Raw genomic sequence first — 20,527 nt, 5'->3', positions numbered from 1 at the left:
CATCCTCGAACGCTTCAAGCCGGGGCAGAGCTACGACGGGGTGCGTACCGCCGAGAGCCTGCGCCGCGTCCTGGCCGAGGTCAGACGGGGCGGCTACGCCATGGGGAGCAAGTCCGGGCCCCAGCCGCACACCACGGCGTCCGCGCCGGTCCGCGACGCGGACGGCGTGGTCGCCGCCGTGTCCGTGGTGGCGCCGAGCGCCGACTTCGACGCGGCGATCTATGTACCCGCCGTCCGCGCCACCGCGCGGGCCATCTCACGCGCACTGAACGACACCCACCAGATCGGCTCATGAACGTTACCGGGTCGGCTGATCGTGCAGATTCCCCCATCGAAGCCGCACCCAAAGGATGACTCAGCGGCGAGTTGGCGCAGGTTTCTTATTCCGCGGCAAGCTCATCGTCCGGCGCCTTGACAGCGCCTGAAATTGCTCGATCTCCGTCTGGTGCGGCAGCATCCCGATCGCGCAGCCGTCTCAGCCGCGATCTGATCGCCCCTTCGCTACGCTCGAGCGCTGCGGCGATGGCCTTGACCGAGGCCCCTGGCTGGGACGCGAGTTGCCGCAGTTCGTCGTCCTGCTCATCGCTCCAGCCGCGATACGCCGCAGCGTGCACAAGTTTCTGCTGCTCGACCAGCGAGCCGGTGCTCTCGTTCCCCTGGCCGCATCGTCCCTTCAGGAGCTTGACCAGATCAACCAGCAACCCGAGGTCGGCTGCGGGCAGGTGACCGCTCAGCTCCGCCACCTGCCCACCGTCGGCGTCACGCCCGTTGAGCTCGATCTGCAACCCGCCGTCCGCAGTACGGCGGGCAGTCAGAACATAGCGCTGGCCACGCTGTGTCAGTTGCAAGCGCAGAGCGTCGTCCGAGGCGCTGTCCAATTCTTCTCCTGCCAGAACCGCCATGACGTCCCCTCTTCATCGTGGGAGGACGCGCCTGTGTACTCAACTCAATTTTCGCACGCAACATCGAATTCCGTTGGCGTCAGGGCGGCTTACGGCCTAGTGGTGATCTTTTCGCGCTGGCTCACGCAGGCTCGCGCCCGCTCGCGTCATCTAACAGCTGGACGGCAGCCGTGTACAGACTTTCGGCCCGTGCCGAGACCGCCTCAGCTCGGCGTGGCAGCACGTCGCGCACCGGAACCGTTTCGGCCTCGGGCGAGCCGCCTACCGGAGGCGTGCCACACCTGCGCTCTCGCCAGCGTCACGCCGCCACGACTGCGTTGGCCTGGGTCCGCCATCACGCTGAGGCGATCTCATCTCTCACCTGGCACAAGCTGAACGATGAGGCCCGATCGACAGCAGAGGGCAGCCGGCGGGCGCTGAGGCGCTTCATCGGTGATTCCACTTCCGGCCACGACCTGCGGTTGAGCAGCCACCACGTGTTCCGGTTCAGTCACCCTCGCAGGCGTCCGGTCGTCGCGCAACCGAGCGGCTGATCTCGCGCGGCAAGATCTTTTCCGCGCGGAACCCACCGGCTTCGCCGGCGCCTTCCTCAACCGCGCGGAAAACATCTTCCTCCCGCGAGGCCGCTCGGTTGCACTCCTCCCTCCCGCCTGCGCGGACTCCCGCACCGGAACACGCAGCGGCCGCCCGCCCGGGAGCCGCGGACGGAAGGGAGCCACCGATGAAGCGCCTCACGCTCGGGATCCGCCTCTACGCCACCGACCTCACCGCCTGCATCCGCTGCGGCGACGCGATCCGGCTGCGGGACAGCTGGCCGCTGAATGGTGGCGGCCGGATCTGCCCGAAATGTGTAAGCGAGGCCGTCGAAGCGCATCGCCTAGCGGAAGCCGCCGACCGCGCGACCCAGGCTTAACCGCCCGCGGGGGCGGGACGACACTCCCGCCCCCTCTCCGACCAGCCCACGTTTCGCAAAGGGAGAACTGCCATGGCCAACGACGTAACCATCACCCTCACCGGCAACCTCACCGACGATCCCGAACTGCGCTTCACGCCTACGGGGGACGCCGTCGCCCGCTTCCGCGTCGCCTCCTCGCCGCGCTTTCTCGACCGCCAGAGCGGCGAGTGGAAGGACGGCCGCCCGCTCTACATGACCTGCAACGTGTGGCGACAGCAGGCCGAACACGTCGCCGAGTCACTTCAGCGGGGCATGCGCGTCATCGTGGAGGGCCGTCTCAAGCAGCGCACGTACGAGACGATCGAGGGCGGCAAACGTACGGTCTACGAGATAGAGGTCATCGAAGTCGGCCCGTCTTTGCGCAGCGCCACCGTCAGGGTCACCCCGGTCAAGAACGGGCGCTCATCCGGCTCCGCGCCGACCGAAGATCCTTGGCCCAACGTCTTCGCGGAGCGCCCTGAAACAGAGCCCGCCATGGCCGCCGCCCACGCGACCGCCACCAGCGACGATGAGACTTCCGAGCCGGAGTTCTGACCGGTGCCGAGTGGGCGGAACTGCCGCAGTTCCGCCCGCTCGGAACCGTCATCGCCTGTACGACCTTCTACTGACAAGGGGAAGAAACCTCGATGGACCCTGACGCCATAGCCCGTCGCGCGCGCCGGCACGGTTGGACCGTAGAGTTCAACGCCGATCCCGGAGTCATCCTGCGCCGCCGTCTCTGGCAGCTGGAGATCACTTTCGTCGGCGACGCTCCATCGATCGCGCTCGTCTCCGGGCCGGAAGGCCGCGACGTCGGCCGACCCGTCAACCTTCGCTCGATCAACACTCTGATCCGCTCCAGGCCGGACGAGATCGCCCAGCGCGTCGCAGAGGCGATTCTGGGCGAACCCTCCGCCCGTACGGAAGATTCGGGTTCGTAGCGGGGGAGTGGCTGGCCTCTGGCACGGGGCGGCTGGGGGCTACGCCGCCCCCAGGCCCCCGCGCCGCGGGTGGGCAGACCGCCCACCGGGCGCGCGACAACTCGTCGGACCAGGCGGCCTGCCCACCCGCCCCGTTGGCGAGCCTGGTCGCGCAGCATCCCGCGGGCACCGAGGACAACAGCGGCGCGGCCCTTTGGCCCTGGCCGGCAACGACGGGACGAGGCGACCGGAGGGCGGCGAACGTTACACTGGGGCCGGACTCCTTCGGGAGTTGTCAATGTGCAGGGACCGGCAAGGTTTTCGATTCAGAACCCTTCGGGGTTCCGCCTTGCCGGTCCCGTCACATCCGCTGGTGAACTCCGCTCACCCGTCGTAGCCGAGTTGCCGTTCCGCCTTCACCGACAGATCACTGAATCTAGCGAGTGCGGCCCTGAGCCCATAGACGCGGTGCGGGTCCGGTGACACCGTGGCGGCCAGTACACAGAGATCCCGGGCTATCAGCCACTGGAAGATGAGGTCACGGAAGATTGCCGTGGTGACCGGGTCCAGGGGAAGGTCGAGCATTGTAATACGTGCGCGCTCCATGGCTTGAGCCCCGAGAAGGCCGTCTGAATCCTCTATGCGGATGGGCGGGAGTTCGATGGGAATGGGCAGGAGGCTGAGGAGTTTGTTGGTGAGGGCGTAGGCCCCCAAGAGCATTTCAGCCAACTCTTCCAGTTCTTCCATGGGGAATGGTCTCCCTTTCGTGAGTTGTCACTGTGCGACATCGTTCGGGATTTCGACTCCCTTACCGATGCCTGATGACCGACTTGGCCTCACCCGGAAAGAACCGGGTGAGGCCATCGGAAACGGTCAGAGATCCAGGTTGAGACCGAGTTCCGGAGCGAGCATTTCGGTCAATGTGCCGAGGCGGATGATCATGAGCCAGATGGCGTCGATCCGGTACTCTTCCTGCTCGTCTTCCATCATGCACAAGGCGCACAGATCGAGTACCGCTGGCCACTCGGTGAGCGTCATGTGCAGGAGGGATCTGACTTTGTCGTCCAGGGGGAGATCGAGGATGAGCGCCCTCGCTCTGACGAGGGCATGGACGACGTCGAACGGGTCCGTCTCGTCGCCGATCCGGGGAAGTCCGATCGGGACGGGAAGGAGTGTGAGTAGCTTCGTGAGGCGAAAGTAGATGCCGATCAGCATTTCCAGCAGCGCATCTACGCGTGCGAGGTACTCTTCGCGGTCCACCGTGATGGTGTCCTCTCTGGAGTTGTCAATGTGCGCGGTTCGGGGTTTCGACCCCCTTGCCGATGTCTCTATTATGCCATTAATCGTTGAAGACATTCAATAGTTAATGGCATACTGAAGGCATGGAAGACATCACCGATTCGATTCGCGACGCGGCCGCCCACGTGGCCCGTGCGTTGGGAATCACCATGGCCGAACTCGCCGAGACCGCCAACACGCTCAGCCCGGGCGACCAACCCGCCAGGAGCGACGGCGAAAACCTGCTGCTCGCCCTTGGTGAGATCGTCCGAAGTGAACCAAGCCGGTACGACCTGGTGGACGCAGCGGAAGCCGCCAAGATCCTCGGTGTCTCACGTTCGCGCCTTCACCTGCTCGCCGAGACGAAACCCGACTTTCCCCAGCAGCGTTACCCGCACCTCGCTGGGAAACTGTGGCGGCGACAAGACATCAACGCCTTCAACAAAACATGGGATCGCCGCGTAGGTCGTCCACCGAAAGCTCGGTGACCATGGACCCCGTCGGTGATGATCACGTGTGCGTCGTCATAGACGCGGGTCGTCCACAAGGGCGAACCCGTCAGCATCGGTCGCCGTCAGCCGCTCGACCGTGAAGCGGCGACCGGGCAGTTCGTTGGCGGGCAGACCGGCCTGCGCTGCGATGCGGTGGGCCGAAACTCGAAGGGGAGCGTTGGCGTCATGATGCGGCGTGATCAACTCCGCCTCCTCGCCGATCGTCAGCAGAACCGTCACTACTGCGCTCATCGCCCGCCGTCCTTCCCGACCTTGCCGCGCACGTACAGAGCCCCAGCGGTACGGCCCTAAGTCCCCGCATGAGGTGGCGGTCCTACAGTAGCCGTGCGCGGAGCGCCCGCCCTCTGCCTAGGTGTGAAGGCCCTTGGATCGGCCTTCACACCTAGGCATCTTTTGTCCCCCTTGTTATATTGATCACGTTCGTGATCTCGGCTGTGGTGCCTTGATCCGGCTTTCATGTCCGGGTTCGCAGCCCGGAGGTGACGCACTCCCATGCTGAGCATCGGCCTCGGCTACGACCCGGGGTATCTGACGCGGCAGGTCGGCACGGGAGCGGAGAACTACTACCTGTCATCGCTCGGTGACGAAGAGCGTGGCGAACCGCCAGGGATATGGAGCGGCGAGGCCTGCGCCGAGCTGGGGTTCACGCCCGGCGAACCGGTCGAACCGACAGCCTTCGAACGGCTGTATCGCAGCTTCGCCGACCCGCGTGACCCCGCCTTCGACGACCCGTCGGTCCCTGAAGCGGACAAGCCGGTGCTCGGCAGCAGACCAGCGCAGTTCGCCGCGGACACCGGCCGTAAGCCCGTCTACTTCCTGGACCTGACCTTCAGCCCGCCCAAGAGCGTGACGTTGCTCCACGCCGGCCTGCTGGCGAAAGCGGCTGAGCGAGAACGCGATGGCCACCCCGATCAAGCTCTGGACCTCCGGGCCCAGGCAGCCGCTGTATGGGACGCGGTCATGACGGGCAACAGGGCGATGCTGGAGTACTACCAGGACGTATGCGGGGTGAGCCGAGCTGGCAAACACGGCCCGAAGGCGGCGGGCCGGTCCACCGGACGCTGGGTCGACGCGCCCCGCTGGGTGGTCGCCTCGTTCCGGCAGCACACCTCCCGCAACGGCGACCCGCAGCTGCACGTGCACAACCCCGTCCTTAACCGGGTTCCGTGCGACGAGGACGGCAAGTGGCGGGCTCTGGACAGCCGAGCGATCCACGCCGTCCGTCCCGCAGCGGCCGCGCTGGCTGAGCGCGTCATGTGGGAGACGCTGACCCGTTCGTTGCCGATCAACACGCGGGTTCGAGCCGACGGCCATGGGCTGGAGGTCGAGGGCATCGACGACGACTTGATCGGCATGTTCTCCTCACGTCGCGTCGAGGTCTCCGGATTTCTGGAGCAGCTGCGTGCGCAGTACGTCGCCCGGCACAGGCGCGAGCCCTCGGCTCGCGCCCTGTTCTCCATGGCGCAGTACGCCACCCGCGCCACCAAGGCCCGAAAGAGCAAGGCTCCCGCGCCCACCCACGCCGCGGAGCTGGACCAGTGGATGGAGCAGTCCAGACAGGTTGAGTCAGGCACACTGGCCGACGTTCCCAATCGGGTCTTCAACGGACGCACGCATCCGGACACGGACTCCGACCGGGAGCAGGCGACGGCTCTCGCCGAGCAGATCCTGCAGCGCTCGGGCCATGCGACTCGTACGTCTCGACCCGGCGTCGCTATGGAGGTCGCCGAAGAGTCCCAGGCCGAGCAGCAGATCAACCGCATCCTGCAGTCCGCGGTTGCGGACGCTCAACGAGCCAAGGCCGTGTTCTCCCGGTACGAGGTGACCCGCGCGATCAACCGCCACCTGCCCGGCTGGCTCGGCGGGTTACCCGCGAACGCCGTCAGGCAGGTGCTGGAGGATCTGACCGAGCAGGCGATCGGCCCGGGCAACGCGTACGGAGTGCGATTGCTGAACGTGCCCGAAGTGGTCGAGGTGCCTCCCGAGCTGCGGAGGGCGAACGGCAGCAGCGCCTATGTCGCCCCCTGCGCCGAGCGATTCACCACCGACGATCACCTCGCCATCGAAAACCGGCTGCTCACCGCCGCTCAAGCACGTACCGCACCAGCAATCCCCCTCCAGCGGGTGCAGGAATGGCTGGCCCCGCGCCGCTCCGGCGACGACGGTCCCGGACTGCGCGAGGACCAGGCCGAAGCCATCATCGGCATCGCCACCTCAGGCCGGGCCGTGGACGTGTTCGAGGGCCCCGCCGGGTCCGGCAAGTCCTACACGCTGGGCCGGCTGACCGGGCTGTGGCGGGCCGGCCAAGGGGTCGGTTCGATCGGGCTCACCCTGTCCACGAACGCCTCCTACGTGCTGGCCGATGAGGGCTTCGAGCGGACGTTCAACATTCGCCGCTTCCTCACGCTGGCCCGGGCGGGCAAACTCAGAATCGAGCCGGGCACGCTGATCGTGGTCGACGAGGCGTCCATGGTGCCCACCGCCGACCTGGCCGCCATCCAGGAGGTAGCGGAACGGGCGTTCGGCAAGGTGGTGTGGGCGGGCGACACCGCGCAACTGTCGGCGCCGGAAGCGGGCGGGCTCATGCGCGTGCTGGCCGCCGACGCCGGTTCGTACGCGCTGAACGTGGTCGAGCGTATGGAAGCGGTCTGGGAGCGCGAGGCGTCCCTACGGCTGCGTTCCGGCCAGGTCTGGGTGGTGGACGAGTACGACGAGCGTGGCCGCATCGTGGAAGGCGACCGCGAACAGGTGACCACCCGCCTGGTGTCCGACTACCTGGAAGACCGCGCCGCCGGACGGCGGGCGGTGATGCTGACCATGTCCAACGCCGATGCCCGCGAGCTGGCGGCCCGAGTGCGCGCCGAGCTGGTACGACGCGGTGAAGTCAGCGCCGACGGGGTACGGCTTCGCGACGGCACCACTGCGGGCGTCGGAGACCTGGTGATGGCCCGCGCCAACACCAGGCGCGTCAACGTGGCCGGCACCTGGCGTACCTTGTCCAACCGCGACGTTCTGCGCGTCCACCAAGTCCTCGACGACGGGGCTCTGATCGCCCACCTGACCAGCCGGACTCACCCCAGCGGTGACCCCGCCCGCCACGTCTACATCCCCGCCCACTACGCCGCCAAGCACCTCGAACTCGGCTACGCCACCACGACCCACGCAGCCCAAGGCCGCACCGTCGACGTCGCGCGCGCCCTCATCGACGGTCGCGTCACCCACCAGATGTTGTACGTCATGCTGACCCGCGGCCGCTCCGCCAATGTCGGCTACGTCGACGTCACGGCCCTGACTGCGGCCGACCTGCGCGAAGGCGGCCGGCAGTCGCTCCAACTGGCCGAGCCTGACCCCGCGCCCGGCGCCCCCACCCTCAACGCCCGCACCGTCCTCGCCCACGTCCTCGACCGCGACGACGCCGCCCCGGCCGCCATCGAGGCCCTGCGCGAGGAAGGCGAACGCGTCACCCACATGGCGCATCTGATGGCCATCTGGCGCGACATCATCGCCCTGGCGACCCGGCCCCGCCACCGCCGCACGCTGGGCGCGGAGCTCACCCCCGACCTGTACGAGAGGCTCCAGAACGACCCTGCCCGCCGCGCGTTCGACGCCCTGCTCCAGCGGATCGAGCTGTCCGGCCGCGACAGTACCGAGCTGATCCGCCGGGCGGTGCACCACCGCACCTTCAACGACGCCCGCTCGATCGCCCAGGTACTGCACCACCGACTCACTCGCCTGCTGAGCGCCGATGACGAGGGCCGGGATCCGGTGCCCGTGCGTTGGCGTGACCGGCCGCCGCACATCGACGATCCCAACCTGGCCCGATACGCCCATGAAGTCGCCGAGCGTATGGACCAGCGCACCGAGCACCTCGGCCAGCGCGCCGCCCAGTCACCGCCGACCTGGGCTCTGCAGCACCTCGGCGAGGTCCCCGACGAACCCCTCCTACGACAGGAATGGATCGTCCGAGCCGGCGTCATCGCTGCCTACGGTGAGGCATACGGTACCTCCCTGCTGACCGACCACCGCCCAGGGCCGCTCGCTCCTGACCGCGAATCGGCCTGGCAGGCCGCCCGGCAGGCTCTGACTTCCCGCACCTTGCCAGCCGCCGAACGCCCGGATGGCGAAGTACGCCCGCCGGCCCCCACCACCCCGCAGAGGCCCGAGTCTCCCTCGCGTAGTGACGACACCGTCGCGGCGATGAGGCAGGCCGGCGCCTTGCTCGCCCTCTCGCACACGCCGTACCGCGTCGGGCTGCTCACACCAGAACAGCTCACTGCCCGCGCCGACGAGCTCACCAACCAAGCCCGCGATGCCGCAGCAGCCCTGACCGCCGCCGAGCAACGCGCCCGAACCTACGCCGTCACCGGAGGCGGCCCCGCCGAGCAAGAACTGACCAGCAAACGCGCCCAGCTGACGGAACGACTGCGCCGCATCGAGGAAGCCACCGCAGCGCAGGAGCGACTTCGCCTCGCCGAACAAGAACTGGAGCGCGCCCAGCCCGCCGAGCAGCCGAGCGCTCGCCTGTCGGCGGCACAACACGCGCACGCCACCGCGAGAGAACAAGCCCGCCAGGCCCTGGCCCAGGCGCCCCCGCGTACCGTATGGCCGCTGATCCGCCACCAGCACGACCAGCTGATCATCCACTGGGACACCATCCTGCATGCCGGCCGGCAAGCCGACATCCAGGCCGCCGAGAACGACGCCGTCACCGCCCGAACCGCCCAGCAGCAGATCCGCAGCGAACTGGATGCGATCCAGAACGAGATCGCCCGCCGCCAGGCCCTGCCTCAGGCCCGGCAGCGCGTCGAGCAGGCCGCTCGCGATCACCACCACGCCACGCAACAGCAGCAGGAACTCCTGGCCACCCTGGCCGGCACACCCGACGGCGTGGGCCTACTCACCACCAGTCAACTCTCCGCCCGCATGACAGAACTTCGCCAACGCGAGCAGGAACTCGCCGCCGCCGTACGAACCGCAGAAGACCACCTGACGCACCTCACCGAACACGGCGGCGGCCCCGCCGAGCACGTCCTCCAGCAGCGTCGTGACGAACTGGCGAGGCACCTCCGACGCATCGACGCCGCAGACCAGGCCGCCCGGCGACGCGACGAACTGGCCCAGCACCTGAGCGACCTCAACCAGCAGAATGAGGCGATCTTGGAACGGATCCAGCAGATCCGTCACGAACTTCCCACGCTAGGACGGGTGCGGCCTGGGTCACGAGCACGACGTGCCGCCCTGGAGAACCGGCGCGTCCAGCTCTACCAGCGCCACGCCGACCTCTTGCAGAGCCACCAGACGCTCGAAAGCGCACACCTCGAAGCGAGCCGAGCCGCCCACGCCAGCGCCGAGCAAGCTCCCTCCCGCTCCTCGTGGCCGCAGATCCGCCGACAGGCCGCCGAACTGGAGCGCACCTGGGAACAAACGCGGCAGCAAGCCCAGGTCACCGACCTGAAGTCGGGTCAAGACCGTCTCGAGGAGGCCCGCGGAAACGCCCTTCAGACGGCTCGCATGCTGCAGGCCACCGTAGAAGAAGTCGAGCGCCGCCGAAGCCTGCCCCACGGACAACGCAAGGCCGAGCATGACGCCCGAGCCGAGCATCAGCGGAGCCTTCGTGAAGAGCTAGAACTACGGGAGACCCACCGAGCCGCCAGTCGAACACCGGCAACTGGCCGCCGAATTCAAGACCGAGTGCCGGAGCATCAAGATCGTGAACGGAGCCACTGAGGCAAGAAGGCATTACGGTAGGTGGGCATGTAGCTGGATGATTTGGGCCGTCACCACTACGTCGGCGGCGCGGTCACGGAGCATTTCCGGTAGCACGCGGCCGACCGAATAGGTGACGGTCTTGCCAGGCTGGGCAGTCGCTTGACCTGCGACAGGTCGACTACGACGCCGCCGTGGAACGTCTTGGTGAAGATCGCCAGGATGCCTGGCACGATGGCGCCCTTGCCCTGGGTGCTGGTGAGGCCCAGATAGCTTGGATCAGGCGCGGAACATTAGATGGCTTGAAGGCTGGCTTCGGAACCTTGGGACCATCCCCGCGTACGCGGGGAGCACAAGCACCTGGGCATCGTCCCGCTCAACAAGGCGGGACCATCCCCGCGTGCGCGGGGGGCACTCGTCCGTGGTGAAGAAGAAGACACCCGGCTCGGGACCATCCCCGCGTGCGCGGGGAGCACGGGAACAAGGGCCAGATCAAGATCCCGGCCACGGGACCATCCCCGCGTGCGCGGGGAGCACGCCCAAGGCTTCCGCGACATCTTCTGTGGCGGGGGACCATCCCCGCGTGCGCGGGGAGCACGTTCGGTTCGACTCTGCGCAGGCGCTCGCACAGGGACCATCCCCGCGTACGCGGGGAGCACACGTTCGTGCTCGTGTTCTGGTTTACCGCCCGGGGACCATCCCCGCGTGCGCGGGGAGCACTCCATCCGCTACAAGGACCCGTGGGCGGATCCGGGACCATCCCCGCGTGCGCGGGGAGCACGAGGCCGCCCGCAACCGGGCCATCGCCGCCGAGGGACCATCCCCGCGTGCGCGGGGAGCACGACGGCTACTACAAGTGCGCGGGCTGCGGCCGGGGACCATCCCCGCGTGCGCGGGGAGCACGCCCTACCAGGACATTCCTTGGTCAACAAGCGGGGACCATCCCCGCGTGCGCGGGGAGCACGAGGCGCTCGGCTTCGACCCCACGCCAGGATCGGGACCATCCCCGCGTGCGCGGGGAGCACAGCTCCTATATTTCTCCACGTCTGTTGATCGAGGGACCATCCCCGCGTGCGCGGGGAGCACGGCGTTCCCAAGTCTCCACCGCCGACCTTCGAGGGACCATCCCCGCGTGCGCGGGGAGCACAACGTCGAGGTCCCGCTCGTTTCGCTCCAGGAGGGACCATCCCCGCGTGCGCGGGGAGCACACATCCTGGGTGAGCCGGTTGACGGTGGCCACGGGACCATCCCCGCGTGCGCGGGGAGCACTGCCGCACCAACGCCGCCGCCATGGGGCAGGTGGGACCATCCCCGCGTGCGCGGGGAGCACATCCGGCGGCTGTGCGTCGAGGAGGGCCTGGAGGGACCATCCCCGCGTGCGCGGGGAGCACTTCGACAAGCGGGCCACCTGCCGCTGCAATGCGAACCCTCCCCGCGTGCGCGGGGAGCACAGTATATTCACGGCGCGCAATTCAAGCAGAGTGGGACCATCCCCGCGTGCGCGGGGAGCACAAGCCGGACGACATCGCCGTCTACGAGAAGGCGGGGACCATCCCCGCGTGCGCGGGGAGCACTACTTCCTGGCACCGTGCGTGATCAACGCGGTGGGACCATCCCCGCGTGCGCGGGGAGCACAACCGCAGTGGGATACGGATCCGACGGGCCGGAGGACCATCCCCGCGTGCGCGGGGAGCACCCGGTGTCCACCCTGCTGGGCACCGGGATGTTGGGACCATCCCCGCGTGCGCGGGGAGCACGACGAGCTCGACGCCGGCGGCGTCCGGGACTGGGGACCATCCCCGCGTGCGCGGGGAGCACATCGCCAAGGACGGCGTGGCCGACAGGCCGACGGGACCATCCCCGCGTGCGCGGGGAGCACTCGAAGTAGAAGCGGCCCGTGTCGCCCAAGTGGGGACCATCCCCGCGTGCGCGGGGAGCACTCTATGAATGCGATGAATCCGATGCTGTAAAAGGGACCATCCCCGCGTGCGCGGGGAGCACTCTCGATGACCTGCATCGTTAGCCCGGACAAGCGCTCAAATGGAGTACTTTCGAGAATTCGGACATCCTGGACACTGTTCAGGTTGGCTTATGCGGAATGAGAACTTCACGATACGGGTTAGGTCGCGTCCTCGGAGCAGCACAAAAGACTCCGTGGGTGGAGCAGGGCTCGGCGGAGGTAGTGCAGGGTTCGCAGACCCGTGCTGGTCATGATAAAGCCGCGCCAGCCACGGGCAGTTCGGTCGAGGACGGCCCACACGAGTGAGACGCAGATGATCTCGCCGGGGAAGCGGCCGATGACCTTGACGCCCCGACAGGTGCGAGGCAGAGGGGACCGCTTGCATACAGGCATCCCCTCTGCTTGTCACGCGGCCATGAAAATCTTCGATTGTTGGGGTTTCCCCAGGGATGATGTCCTTTAATGGCTGCATGCTCGATGAGGAGCCTTCTCCTGGCCGTTGGGCGATGGGGCTGACCGCTGCGGCCGGCGCGGTTTGGGCTAAGCATCACCAGGAAACCGGTGGATGGTTGCCCTTGTGGCGGCACATGGCGGACAGCGCAGCAGTGGCTGGCTTGCTGTGGGACCGTTGGCTGCCCGTCCAGGTGATGCGGGTCATCGCCGAGAGCCTGCCGGGAGGCATCGAGGACGGGCGCCGGTTGGCGGTATGGTTGGCGGCCAGCCACGACATCGGGAAGGCGACTCCGGCCTTCGCCTGCCAGGTGGAGTCGCTCGCCGATGTCATGCGGGCGGCCGGGTTGGATATGCCGTTACAGAAACAGTTGCTCGACCGCAAGCTAGCGCCCCACGGGCTGGCGGGACAGATGCTGGTGCAGGAGTGGTTGTCGGATCGGTTCGGCTGGCAACGCTCGGCCACGGTGCAGTTTGGGATTATCGCGGGCGGTCATCACGGGGTGCCGCCCACCCATTCCGATATTCAGGCGTTGGCTGTCAACGGGCAGTTGTTGCGCATGCCTGGGTGCGCGTCGCTGTGGCGGAGCGTGCAGTGGGAGCTCTTGGATCGTTGCGCGGAAATCTGCGGGGTAGAGGAGAGACTGAAGAGTTGGCGGCAGGTGAAGCTTTCGCAGCCTGCCCAGGTTCTGCTCACCGGATTGGTCATTGTCGCGGACTGGATTGCGAGCAACCCGGACCTGTTCCCGTACTTTCCTCTGGCATCGCAGCAGAATGACAAGGATCGGATCGAGGCGGCTTGGCGCGGCCTGGATCTGCCGGAGCCGTGGCTGGGGCAGACCTTCGACGGTGACCCGCAGGAGTTGTTCGCTTCTCGCTTCCGGTTGCCCGCCGGTAGCCGGATCCGGCCGGTTCAGGAACGGGCAGTCCGAGCAGCGCGGGCGATGTCGTCGGCCGGGCTCATGGTGATCGAGGCGCCGATGGGCGAAGGGAAGACCGAAGCGGCTCTGGCCGTGGCGGAGGTGTTCGCAGCTCGTTCTGGGGCGGGCGGTTGTTTTGTTGCGTTGCCGACAATGGCAACGGGCAATGCGATGTTTCCGCGGATGCTGAAATGGCTGAGTCGGCTTCCCGATGCGGGGAATCGGCCTCGTCGGCGCTCGGTGCTGCTGGCGCATTCCAAGGCTGCGTTGAATGAGGACTACTCCCAGCTGATTCGTGCCGGTCGTCGGGGGACACGAGCAATTGAGGTGGATGGAGGCAGGATTGAATACCGTCATCGAGCTGATCGCAGGATTGCTTCGGCTGAACTGGTCGCCCACCAGTGGCTGCGCGGTCGTAAGAAGGGCATGCTGTCTTCATTCGTGGTGGGCACGATCGACCAGCTATTGTTCATGGGGTTGAAGAGCCGCCACCTGGCGTTGCGTCATCTTTCCTTGGCGGGAAAGGTTGTGATCATCGACGAGGCTCACGCTTATGACACGTACATGAATTCCTATCTGGATCGTGCACTGTCGTGGCTGGGCGCTTATCGGGTTCCTGTTGTGGTGCTGTCAGCCACACTGCCCGCTGGCCGTCGCCGCGAGCTCGCGCGGGCGTACGCGGGCCCCGCCGCAGGCTGCGGGGATTTCGACTCGGTGGGGGATGCCAAGGGGTATCCGTTGTTGACGGTCGTGGAGCCCGGCCGTCCGGTCGTGCCTGAGGTCGTGCCCTCGTCGGGCCGTGAGATCGGGGTGCACCTGGAGCAGTTGCGCGATGACCTGGGCGAACTCGGTGACGTGCTGGAAAGTGCACTGGGTGAGGGTGGCTGCGCCCTGATCGTACGCAACACCGTGGACCGGGTGATGGAGACCGCGGCGTATCTGCGGGAGCGATTCGGCGAGCGCAGGGTCAGCGTGGCTCACGCCCGTTTCGTGGATGTGGATCGTGCGGACAAGGACGCTGATCTTTTGGAACGTTTCGGCCCGCCTGAGATCAGCGGGGACCGTCGTCCTACGGATATGCACATCGTGGTAGCCAGTCAGGTCGCCGAGCAGTCTCTCGACATCGATTTTGACCTTCTGGTTTCGGATTTGTGCCCGGTCGACCTGCTGTTGCAGCGGATGGGCCGGCTGCATCGACACATCCGGGGTACAGGCCAAAGTGATCGTCCGGCACGACTGCGGGTGGCTCGTTGCCTGGTGACGGGCGCGGACTGGGACGCGGTTCCGGTCGAGCCGGTGCGAGGGTCCAAGCGGATCTACCGGGAGTACGCCCTGTTGCGAGCGGCGGCTGTTTTGGAGCCGTACCTGTCTGGGAGTGCTGAGAGCGGGCGTCCAGTGCGTTTGCCCGAAGACATCAACCCGCTGGTCCAGGCCGCTTACGGGGATGATCTGGTGGGGCCGCCGTCGTGGCAGGAAGCGCTGGAGCGAGCGCGCCGTGAGCAGGAGCTGTACCAGGCGAATCAGGACAGCAAGGCACACGACTTTCAGATCAATGCCGTCGGCAAGGCCGGTCGCGCGATGGTCGGTTGGATCGATGCCGGGGTCGGCGATGCCGACGACACACGCCGTGGCCAGGCCCAGGTCCGTGACAGCCCTGAGACGCTGGAGGTGCTGGTCGTGCACCGCCGATCGGACGGCGTGCTGGCGACGTTGCCGCATCTGAGCCAGGGCCGTGGCGGGCTGGAGCTTCCTGCCGATACGGCGCCAGAACCGGATCTTGCGCGCATCGTGGCCTCGTGCAGCCTGCGCTTGCCCTTCCACTTCTCCTTCACGCGCGTGTTGGACCAGGCGATCGATGAGCTGGAGAAGGAGTACATCGCGGCGTGGCAGGTCAAGGAGTGCTACTGGCTGGCGGGAGAGCTGCTCTTGGTGCTGGACGAGAACTGTCGTACGCGGCTGGCAGGCTACGACCTGCGCTACACACCTGTCGATGGCCTGGAGGTGGCTCGTGCCGCGTGACTCCGAGACACCGTCCTTCGATCTGACCCGCCGGCCGTGGCTGCCGGTACAGCGTCGTGACGGCAGCGAAGAAGAGCTGTCGCTGGAGGAGGTCTTCGCGCAGGCCGACAACCTGCGCCGGCTGGTGGGAGATGTTCCCACGCAGGAGTTCGCGCTGCTGCGGCTGTTGCTGGCGATTCTTCATGACGCGATCGACGGGCCGCAGGACGTCGAGGAGTGGCAGGCGTTGTGGGAAGACGGGCTGCCGATCAGCCGCATCAGTGACTACTTGAGCCGACAACGGGACCGGCTGGACCTGCTGCACCCCGGGCAGCCGTTTCTCCAGACCCCCGGCCTGCGCGCGATGTCGGGTGAGATCGCCCGCCTGGACCGGATCATCGCGGATGTGCCCAACGGAGCGCGGTACTTCACGATGCGTGCTCGCGGCGCCGAACGGCTGAGTTTCGCCGAGGCCGCCCGCTGGCTGGTGCACACGCACGCCTTCGACACCGCTGGCATCAAGACCGGCGTCGTCTGCGATCCACGGGTCAAGGGCGGCCGGGCGTATCCGCAAGGCGTGGGGTGGGCGGGCACACTGGGCGGCGTCATGGCCGAGGGGCACAGCCTGCGCGAGACGCTGCTGCTCAACTTGATCGCCTTCGACACCGACAACCTGCGCCTTGTCCCGGAGCGAGATGCGCCGGCCTGGCGGCGCGAGCCGAATGGTCCCGGGCAGATGGACGCGCTGGAGCTGAGCAGGCGCCCGGCGGGCGTACGTGACCTCTACACCTGGCCGTCGCGGCGGGTGCGGCTCGTCCACGACAGCCTGGGCGTGACCGGAGTGGTGCTCACCTACGGTGATCCGCTCTCGCCCGTGAACAAGCACCAGCACGAGCCGATGACCGGCTGGCGGCGCAGCCCTGCCCAGGAGAAGAAACTCGGCCTGGCTCAGGTCTACATGCCGCGCGAGCACGATCCGAGCCGAAGCGCCTGGCGCGGGCTTGGCGCGTTGATCGCCGGTTACGCTACCGGGGGTGAGCAGCGCGGCGAGGATGTGGCCGTCGTCCGGCCACGCGTTCTTGACTGGGTGGCCCGCCTGACCGTGGAAGGAGATCTGCCGCCGGATTTTCTGATCCGGGCACGGCTGGTCGGCGCGGTGTACGGCACTCAGCAGTCCGTGATCGACGAGATCATCGACGATGCCGTGAGCATGCCGGTCGTTCTGTTGTACGAGCGCGATAGTGGTCTCGGGCAGCATGCCATCGGCGCGGTCGGCGACGCGGAGGCCGCGGTGACCGTCCTGGGGAACTTCGCGTTCGACTTGGCCACGGCTTGCGGGGCGGAGGGCGAGCCGCCCAAGTCCACGGCTCGCCACCTCGGCTTCAGCGCGCTCGACGGGCCGTTCCGCGCCTGGCTGGCGGGTCTTCGTGCCGGCGATGACGCTCAGGAGCGCAGAACGGCCTGGCAGCAGCAGGTACATCGGATCATCAGCCGTCAGAGTGACGCCCTGATGCGAGAGGCGGGAGATGCCGCGTGGCGGGGCCGCGTCATCGAGACGAAGAAGGGCCAGGAGCTCTGGCTGACCGACTCCCAGGCGGACTGGGCCTTCCGCGGCCGGTTGCGCAAGGTGCTGCCCTTGGCCGTAACGGACGAATCTGACACTGATCTTCGAAGTGATTCACCGCAGAACGTGGAGGCACGCGCGTGATGTCGGTTCCTTCCGCTGTCCGGCGCCCACCCGGCGATCTCGTTGGCGAGATCGCCGGGGCGTACATCAGCGAACTGCAACAGGGCTATCTCGCCGACCACAGCGCCGCCGTCGCCGCGTTGGCGCAGCTCAGGCGCGGCGCTGGCAAGCTTCCCGAAGATGTTCCAGAGCTGTGGGGGATGGCGGGCACGGAACGGCTGTACGCCGAGCAGACGCTGTCTGCCCGAGAGGCTGAGATGGCCGAGGCCGCGCTGTTCCTGGCGGTCACGCTGTACGCGCTTCACCAGCAGTCCCGACCCGAGCAGCGGATGCACCGCAGCGGTGTCGAACTGGGCGCCGCGGTGCGCCGCCTGATGCCCGGCGGCGCTCTGGACGAGCCGATCCGGCGCCGCTTCGTCCGCGTCGGAACCGCCGGCACCCGCCAAGTGCTGGCCTACCGGCTGCGCGAGATCATCACCTTGCTGCGCGGGCAGTCGATCCCGCTTGACTACGCCCTGCTGGCCCAGCAGCTTTACCGCGCGCAGCTTCCGGACGGGCTACGCCAGGTTCGCCAGAGATGGGGCCGCAGCTTCCACGCCTACCGCCCCGACCAACCGTCCATGGACACCAGCCCAGATCAGTCTGCATCCCCCGAGAAGGACACCTGATGACCCGAACCGTCCTCGAGCTCCATGTCCTGCAGACCGTGCCGCCGAGCTGCCTGAACCGCGATGACACCGGGACGCCGAAAACCGCCGTCTACGGCGGGGTACGCCGCGCCAGGGTTTCCAGCCAAGCATGGAAACGCGCCACCCGGCGCAGCTTCCACGACCTGCTGGACCCCAGCGAACTCGGGGTGCGTACCCGCAGGGTGGCCGAACTGCTGACAGAGCGGATCACAGAGCTGGACGAAACGATCGAGCAGGCCGAGGCATGGACCCTGGCCGCCGAAGTCGTGCAGGTGGCGACCGGCTCCAAGATCGAGACGCCCAAGCGTAAATCCGACAACGGCAAGGGCAAAGCGGAGCCCGCGCCCGCACCCGAGTCGAAGTATCTGATGTTCCTCAGCGCCCATCAGCTGGACGGCCTGGCCGAGCTCGCGGTCAAAGCGCGTGGCGCCGGAAAGGACTACCTCAAGGACAAGGCCGTCAAGGAGCAGGCGAAACAGATCGCCAACGGCCGGCACTCGGTCGACATCGCCCTGTTCGGCCGCATGGTCGCCGACGGCGCCGACATCAACGTCGACGCCGCCGCCCAGGTCGCGCACGCCATCAGCGTGCACCAGGTGGACAACGAGTCCGACTACTACACCGCAGTCGACGACTACAAGAACAGAGAAAGCGATGACCTGGGCGCCGGCATGATCGGGACAGTGGAGTTCAACTCCGCCACCCTCTACCGCTACGCCGCCGTCGACGTCGATCTGCTGCGCAGGAACCTCGGCAAAGGACTACGCGACGACGAACCGGTCGCACAGCCCGTCCGCCGGGCGGTGGAGACGTTCGTGCACAGCTTCCTCACCTCGCTGCCGACCGGAAAGATCAACACCTTCGGCAACCACACCCTGCCCGACGCGGTGGTGGTCAAGGTGCGCTCGGCTCGGCCCGTCAACTTCGTCGCCGCCTTCGAAGAACCATGCCGCGCCGAGCCGGAGACCGGGGGCCACCTGCTGCAGGCCTCACAAGCCCTGGCCGCCTACATCCCCGAGGTCGAACGCGCCTACGGCCTCGACGGCGACGCCCCGACCTGGGTGCTGCGCGTCGGCAAGAACACCGAAGCGCTGTCGGCCCTCGGCGTCGAGATGTCGCTGCCCGAGCTGGTTCCGGCGATCGGCGAGGAGATCATGCGGAGGCAGGACGGGGCATGAGCGTCCTGCTGATGCAACTGGCCGGCCCTTTGCAGTCGTGGGGAGCCTCCTCGCGCTTCGCCCGCCGCTCCACCGAGGCGGCGCCCACCAAAAGCGCCGTGATCGGGCTGCTCGCCGCGGCACAGGGCCGCCAGCGGACGGACGACGTTGACGATCTGGCCGCATTGCGCTTCGCCGTCCGCATCGACCAGCCCGGCACGGTGCTGCGCGACTTCCACACCGCGCACCACTTCGCCGGGGGAGAGGCGATGCCGATCTCGGAACGCTTCTACTTGGCCGATGCCGTCTTCCTGGTCGCAGTGGAAGGCGACAGCGCCCTGATCGACGAACTACACCAGGCACTGTGCGCCCCGGTCTTCCTGCCCTACTTGGGGCGTCGCTCGTGTCCACCGGCACGCCCGATCGCGCTGGGGGTCGACCACGAGCACACAGCGGAGCAGGCACTGCGCCGCCAGAAATGGCGAGCCGCAGCCTGGTATCAGCGCCGCCGACGTAAAGAACAGCAGGTCGAACTGGAAATCCTCCTCGAGGCGACACCCGAGGAGGGCTCTGTCGACAGCCTGCGCGATCAGCCGGTCAGCTTCGATCCTCTACATCGACGCTATGCCCTGCGTGGAGTTCGCCGAGCCAGCCAGGACGTCACCAACCCTGCCGCTACGCGTCCCTTTCATGACCCGACCTCAGTCCTGGGAGGTGCGTGATGTACTTGACCCGGTTTCGCCTGAACACCGCGCGGCTGGGCGCTCGTCGGCTGCTGTCCTCACCGCAGATGCTGCACGCCGGGGTGCTTTCCTCCTTCGCCGACCTGCCACCCGCGGGCGAAGGCACACCGCGGGTGCTGTGGAGAATCGATCGCAACAGCAAAGCAGAGACCTACCTCTACATCGTCGGTCCCGACAAGCCCGATCTCACCCACCTGGTCGAGCAGGCCGGCTGGCCCGAGACAGGACGCTGGCAGACCTACGACTACGCACCTTTCCTGTCCCGGCTCGCTGCTGGAGACCGATGGGCGTTCCGGCTTACGGCCAACCCCGTGCACACCGCCCGCCGTACCGACGACGAACCCACCAAGATCACCGCCCATGTCGGCCTTCGGCATCAGCTGGGCTGGCTCCTGAAACGCCAGGACAGCGCGGGATTCAAAGTGCTGGAAAAGCCCGCAGAACGGCAACTCATCCCCGGTCAGGACCGGTATGAGCTGATTGTCCATGACCGTCGTCAGCTCGCTTTCAAAAAGAGCGGGCAGCGGCAACCGGTCACTCTCGTCACCGTCACCTACGACGGGCGCCTGGAGATCACCGACCCCGACGCGCTGCGGCGCACTCTCAGCCTCGGGCTCGGCAAGGCCAAGGCATACGGTTGCGGCCTGATGACCCTGGCCGAGGCATGAGCC

Annotated in this window: 16 protein-coding genes, 1 pseudogene and 1 CRISPR repeat array; of the genes and pseudogenes, 12 read left to right on the top strand and 5 right to left on the bottom strand. The window is 67.3% G+C overall.

Translation table 11 applies throughout. The annotated features are described in order from the left end of the window. Positions 1-295: IclR family transcriptional regulator domain-containing protein (locus ABFX54_RS34785; protein ID WP_346110883.1), on the top strand; the 295-nt coding region annotated here is incomplete at its 5' end. An 85-nt stretch (positions 296-380) separates the two neighbouring features. On the opposite strand, the gene ABFX54_RS34780 is transcribed toward ABFX54_RS34785, so the two are convergent. Continuing rightward, on the bottom strand, positions 381-902 hold the full coding sequence (locus ABFX54_RS34780) for a hypothetical protein (protein ID WP_346110882.1): 522 nt from the start codon (positions 900-902) through the stop codon (positions 381-383). Between the two features lie 721 nt (positions 903-1,623). Between ABFX54_RS34780 and ABFX54_RS34775 the strand changes: the two genes are divergently transcribed. The 3 genes from ABFX54_RS34775 to ABFX54_RS34765 all read left to right on the top strand — a co-directional run bounded on the left by ABFX54_RS34775 (position 1,624) and on the right by ABFX54_RS34765 (position 2,777). Then, complete coding sequence (locus ABFX54_RS34775; RefSeq protein WP_346110881.1) at positions 1,624-1,815, top strand: hypothetical protein; 192 nt, start codon at positions 1,624-1,626, stop codon at positions 1,813-1,815. Positions 1,816-1,887: 72 nt separating this feature from the next. Beyond that, the gene (locus ABFX54_RS34770; protein WP_346110880.1) at positions 1,888-2,391 is read left to right on the top strand and encodes a single-stranded DNA-binding protein; all 504 of its coding nucleotides are present in this window, start codon (positions 1,888-1,890) and stop codon (positions 2,389-2,391) included. A gap of 92 nt (positions 2,392-2,483) precedes the next feature. Then, positions 2,484-2,777 (top strand): hypothetical protein, encoded by a 294-nt coding sequence (locus tag ABFX54_RS34765; RefSeq protein ID WP_346110879.1) that lies wholly within the window; start codon positions 2,484-2,486, stop codon positions 2,775-2,777. Between the two features lie 363 nt (positions 2,778-3,140). On the opposite strand, the gene ABFX54_RS34760 is transcribed toward ABFX54_RS34765, so the two are convergent. After that, complete coding sequence (locus tag ABFX54_RS34760) at positions 3,141-3,503, bottom strand: hypothetical protein (RefSeq protein ID WP_346110878.1); 363 nt, start codon at positions 3,501-3,503, stop codon at positions 3,141-3,143. Positions 3,504-3,629: 126 nt separating this feature from the next. Continuing rightward, entirely contained in the window at positions 3,630-4,112 is a 483-nt protein-coding gene (locus tag ABFX54_RS34755) for a hypothetical protein (protein WP_346110877.1), read from the bottom strand. A 26-nt stretch (positions 4,113-4,138) separates the two neighbouring features. On the opposite strand from ABFX54_RS34755, the gene ABFX54_RS34750 reads away from it, so the two are divergent. Then, a complete protein-coding gene (locus ABFX54_RS34750; RefSeq protein ID WP_346110876.1) occupies positions 4,139-4,522 on the top strand; it encodes a hypothetical protein in 384 nt (127 codons plus the stop codon). A 36-nt stretch (positions 4,523-4,558) separates the two neighbouring features. On the opposite strand, the gene ABFX54_RS34745 is transcribed toward ABFX54_RS34750, so the two are convergent. Then, positions 4,559-4,777, bottom strand: coding sequence for a hypothetical protein (locus ABFX54_RS34745; protein ID WP_346110874.1), 219 nt, complete (start codon positions 4,775-4,777; stop codon positions 4,559-4,561). Positions 4,778-5,038: 261 nt separating this feature from the next. On the opposite strand from ABFX54_RS34745, the gene mobF reads away from it, so the two are divergent. Next, entirely contained in the window at positions 5,039-10,273 is a 5,235-nt protein-coding gene (gene mobF, locus ABFX54_RS34740) for a MobF family relaxase (protein ID WP_346110872.1), read from the top strand. 304 nt (positions 10,274-10,577) lie between these two features. Next, a CRISPR array of direct repeats spans positions 10,578-12,253; the repeat unit is 29 nt; unit sequence GGGACCATCCCCGCGTGCGCGGGGAGCAC. 118 nt (positions 12,254-12,371) lie between these two features. Here the strand turns inward: mobF and ABFX54_RS57150 are convergent. Continuing rightward, positions 12,372-12,572 (bottom strand): annotated as a pseudogene (locus tag ABFX54_RS57150) (hypothetical protein); the annotation flags it as partial. Positions 12,573-12,682: 110 nt separating this feature from the next. Between ABFX54_RS57150 and cas3 the strand changes: the two are divergent. Genes cas3 through cas6e form a run of 6 tightly spaced genes read left to right on the top strand, consistent with a single transcriptional unit; the run spans position 12,683 to position 20,524 of the window. After that, positions 12,683-15,601: a CRISPR-associated helicase Cas3' gene (cas3, locus tag ABFX54_RS34735; RefSeq protein WP_346110870.1), complete on the top strand. Its 2,919-nt coding sequence runs from the start codon at positions 12,683-12,685 to the stop codon at positions 15,599-15,601. Next, entirely contained in the window at positions 15,573-17,288 is a 1,716-nt protein-coding gene (gene casA, locus ABFX54_RS34730) for a type I-E CRISPR-associated protein Cse1/CasA (protein WP_428834604.1), read from the top strand. Before cas3 ends, casA begins: the two co-directional genes overlap by 29 nt. Further along, on the top strand, positions 17,288-17,935 hold the full coding sequence (casB, locus tag ABFX54_RS34725) for a type I-E CRISPR-associated protein Cse2/CasB (RefSeq protein ID WP_346110888.1): 648 nt from the start codon (positions 17,288-17,290) through the stop codon (positions 17,933-17,935). The genes casA and casB overlap by 1 nt, the downstream gene beginning before the upstream one ends. After that, positions 17,935-19,134 carry a type I-E CRISPR-associated protein Cas7/Cse4/CasC gene (gene cas7e / locus ABFX54_RS34720; protein WP_346110866.1) on the top strand — a complete coding sequence of 400 codons (1,200 nt, stop codon included), beginning with the start codon at positions 17,935-17,937 and terminating at the stop codon, positions 19,132-19,134. Before casB ends, cas7e begins: the two co-directional genes overlap by 1 nt. After that, the gene (gene cas5e / locus ABFX54_RS34715; protein WP_346110865.1) at positions 19,131-19,835 is read left to right on the top strand and encodes a type I-E CRISPR-associated protein Cas5/CasD; all 705 of its coding nucleotides are present in this window, start codon (positions 19,131-19,133) and stop codon (positions 19,833-19,835) included. The genes cas7e and cas5e overlap by 4 nt, the downstream gene beginning before the upstream one ends. Beyond that, positions 19,835-20,524 (top strand): type I-E CRISPR-associated protein Cas6/Cse3/CasE, encoded by a 690-nt coding sequence (gene cas6e / locus ABFX54_RS34710; RefSeq protein ID WP_346110887.1) that lies wholly within the window; start codon positions 19,835-19,837, stop codon positions 20,522-20,524. The genes cas5e and cas6e overlap by 1 nt, the downstream gene beginning before the upstream one ends. Positions 20,525-20,527: the final 3 nt, after the last annotated feature.

This window comes from Nonomuraea maheshkhaliensis (assembly GCF_039529435.1).
Taxonomy (GTDB): domain Bacteria; phylum Actinomycetota; class Actinomycetes; order Streptosporangiales; family Streptosporangiaceae; genus Nonomuraea; species Nonomuraea maheshkhaliensis.
This window is presented reverse-complemented; position numbering and strand designations above follow the sequence as displayed.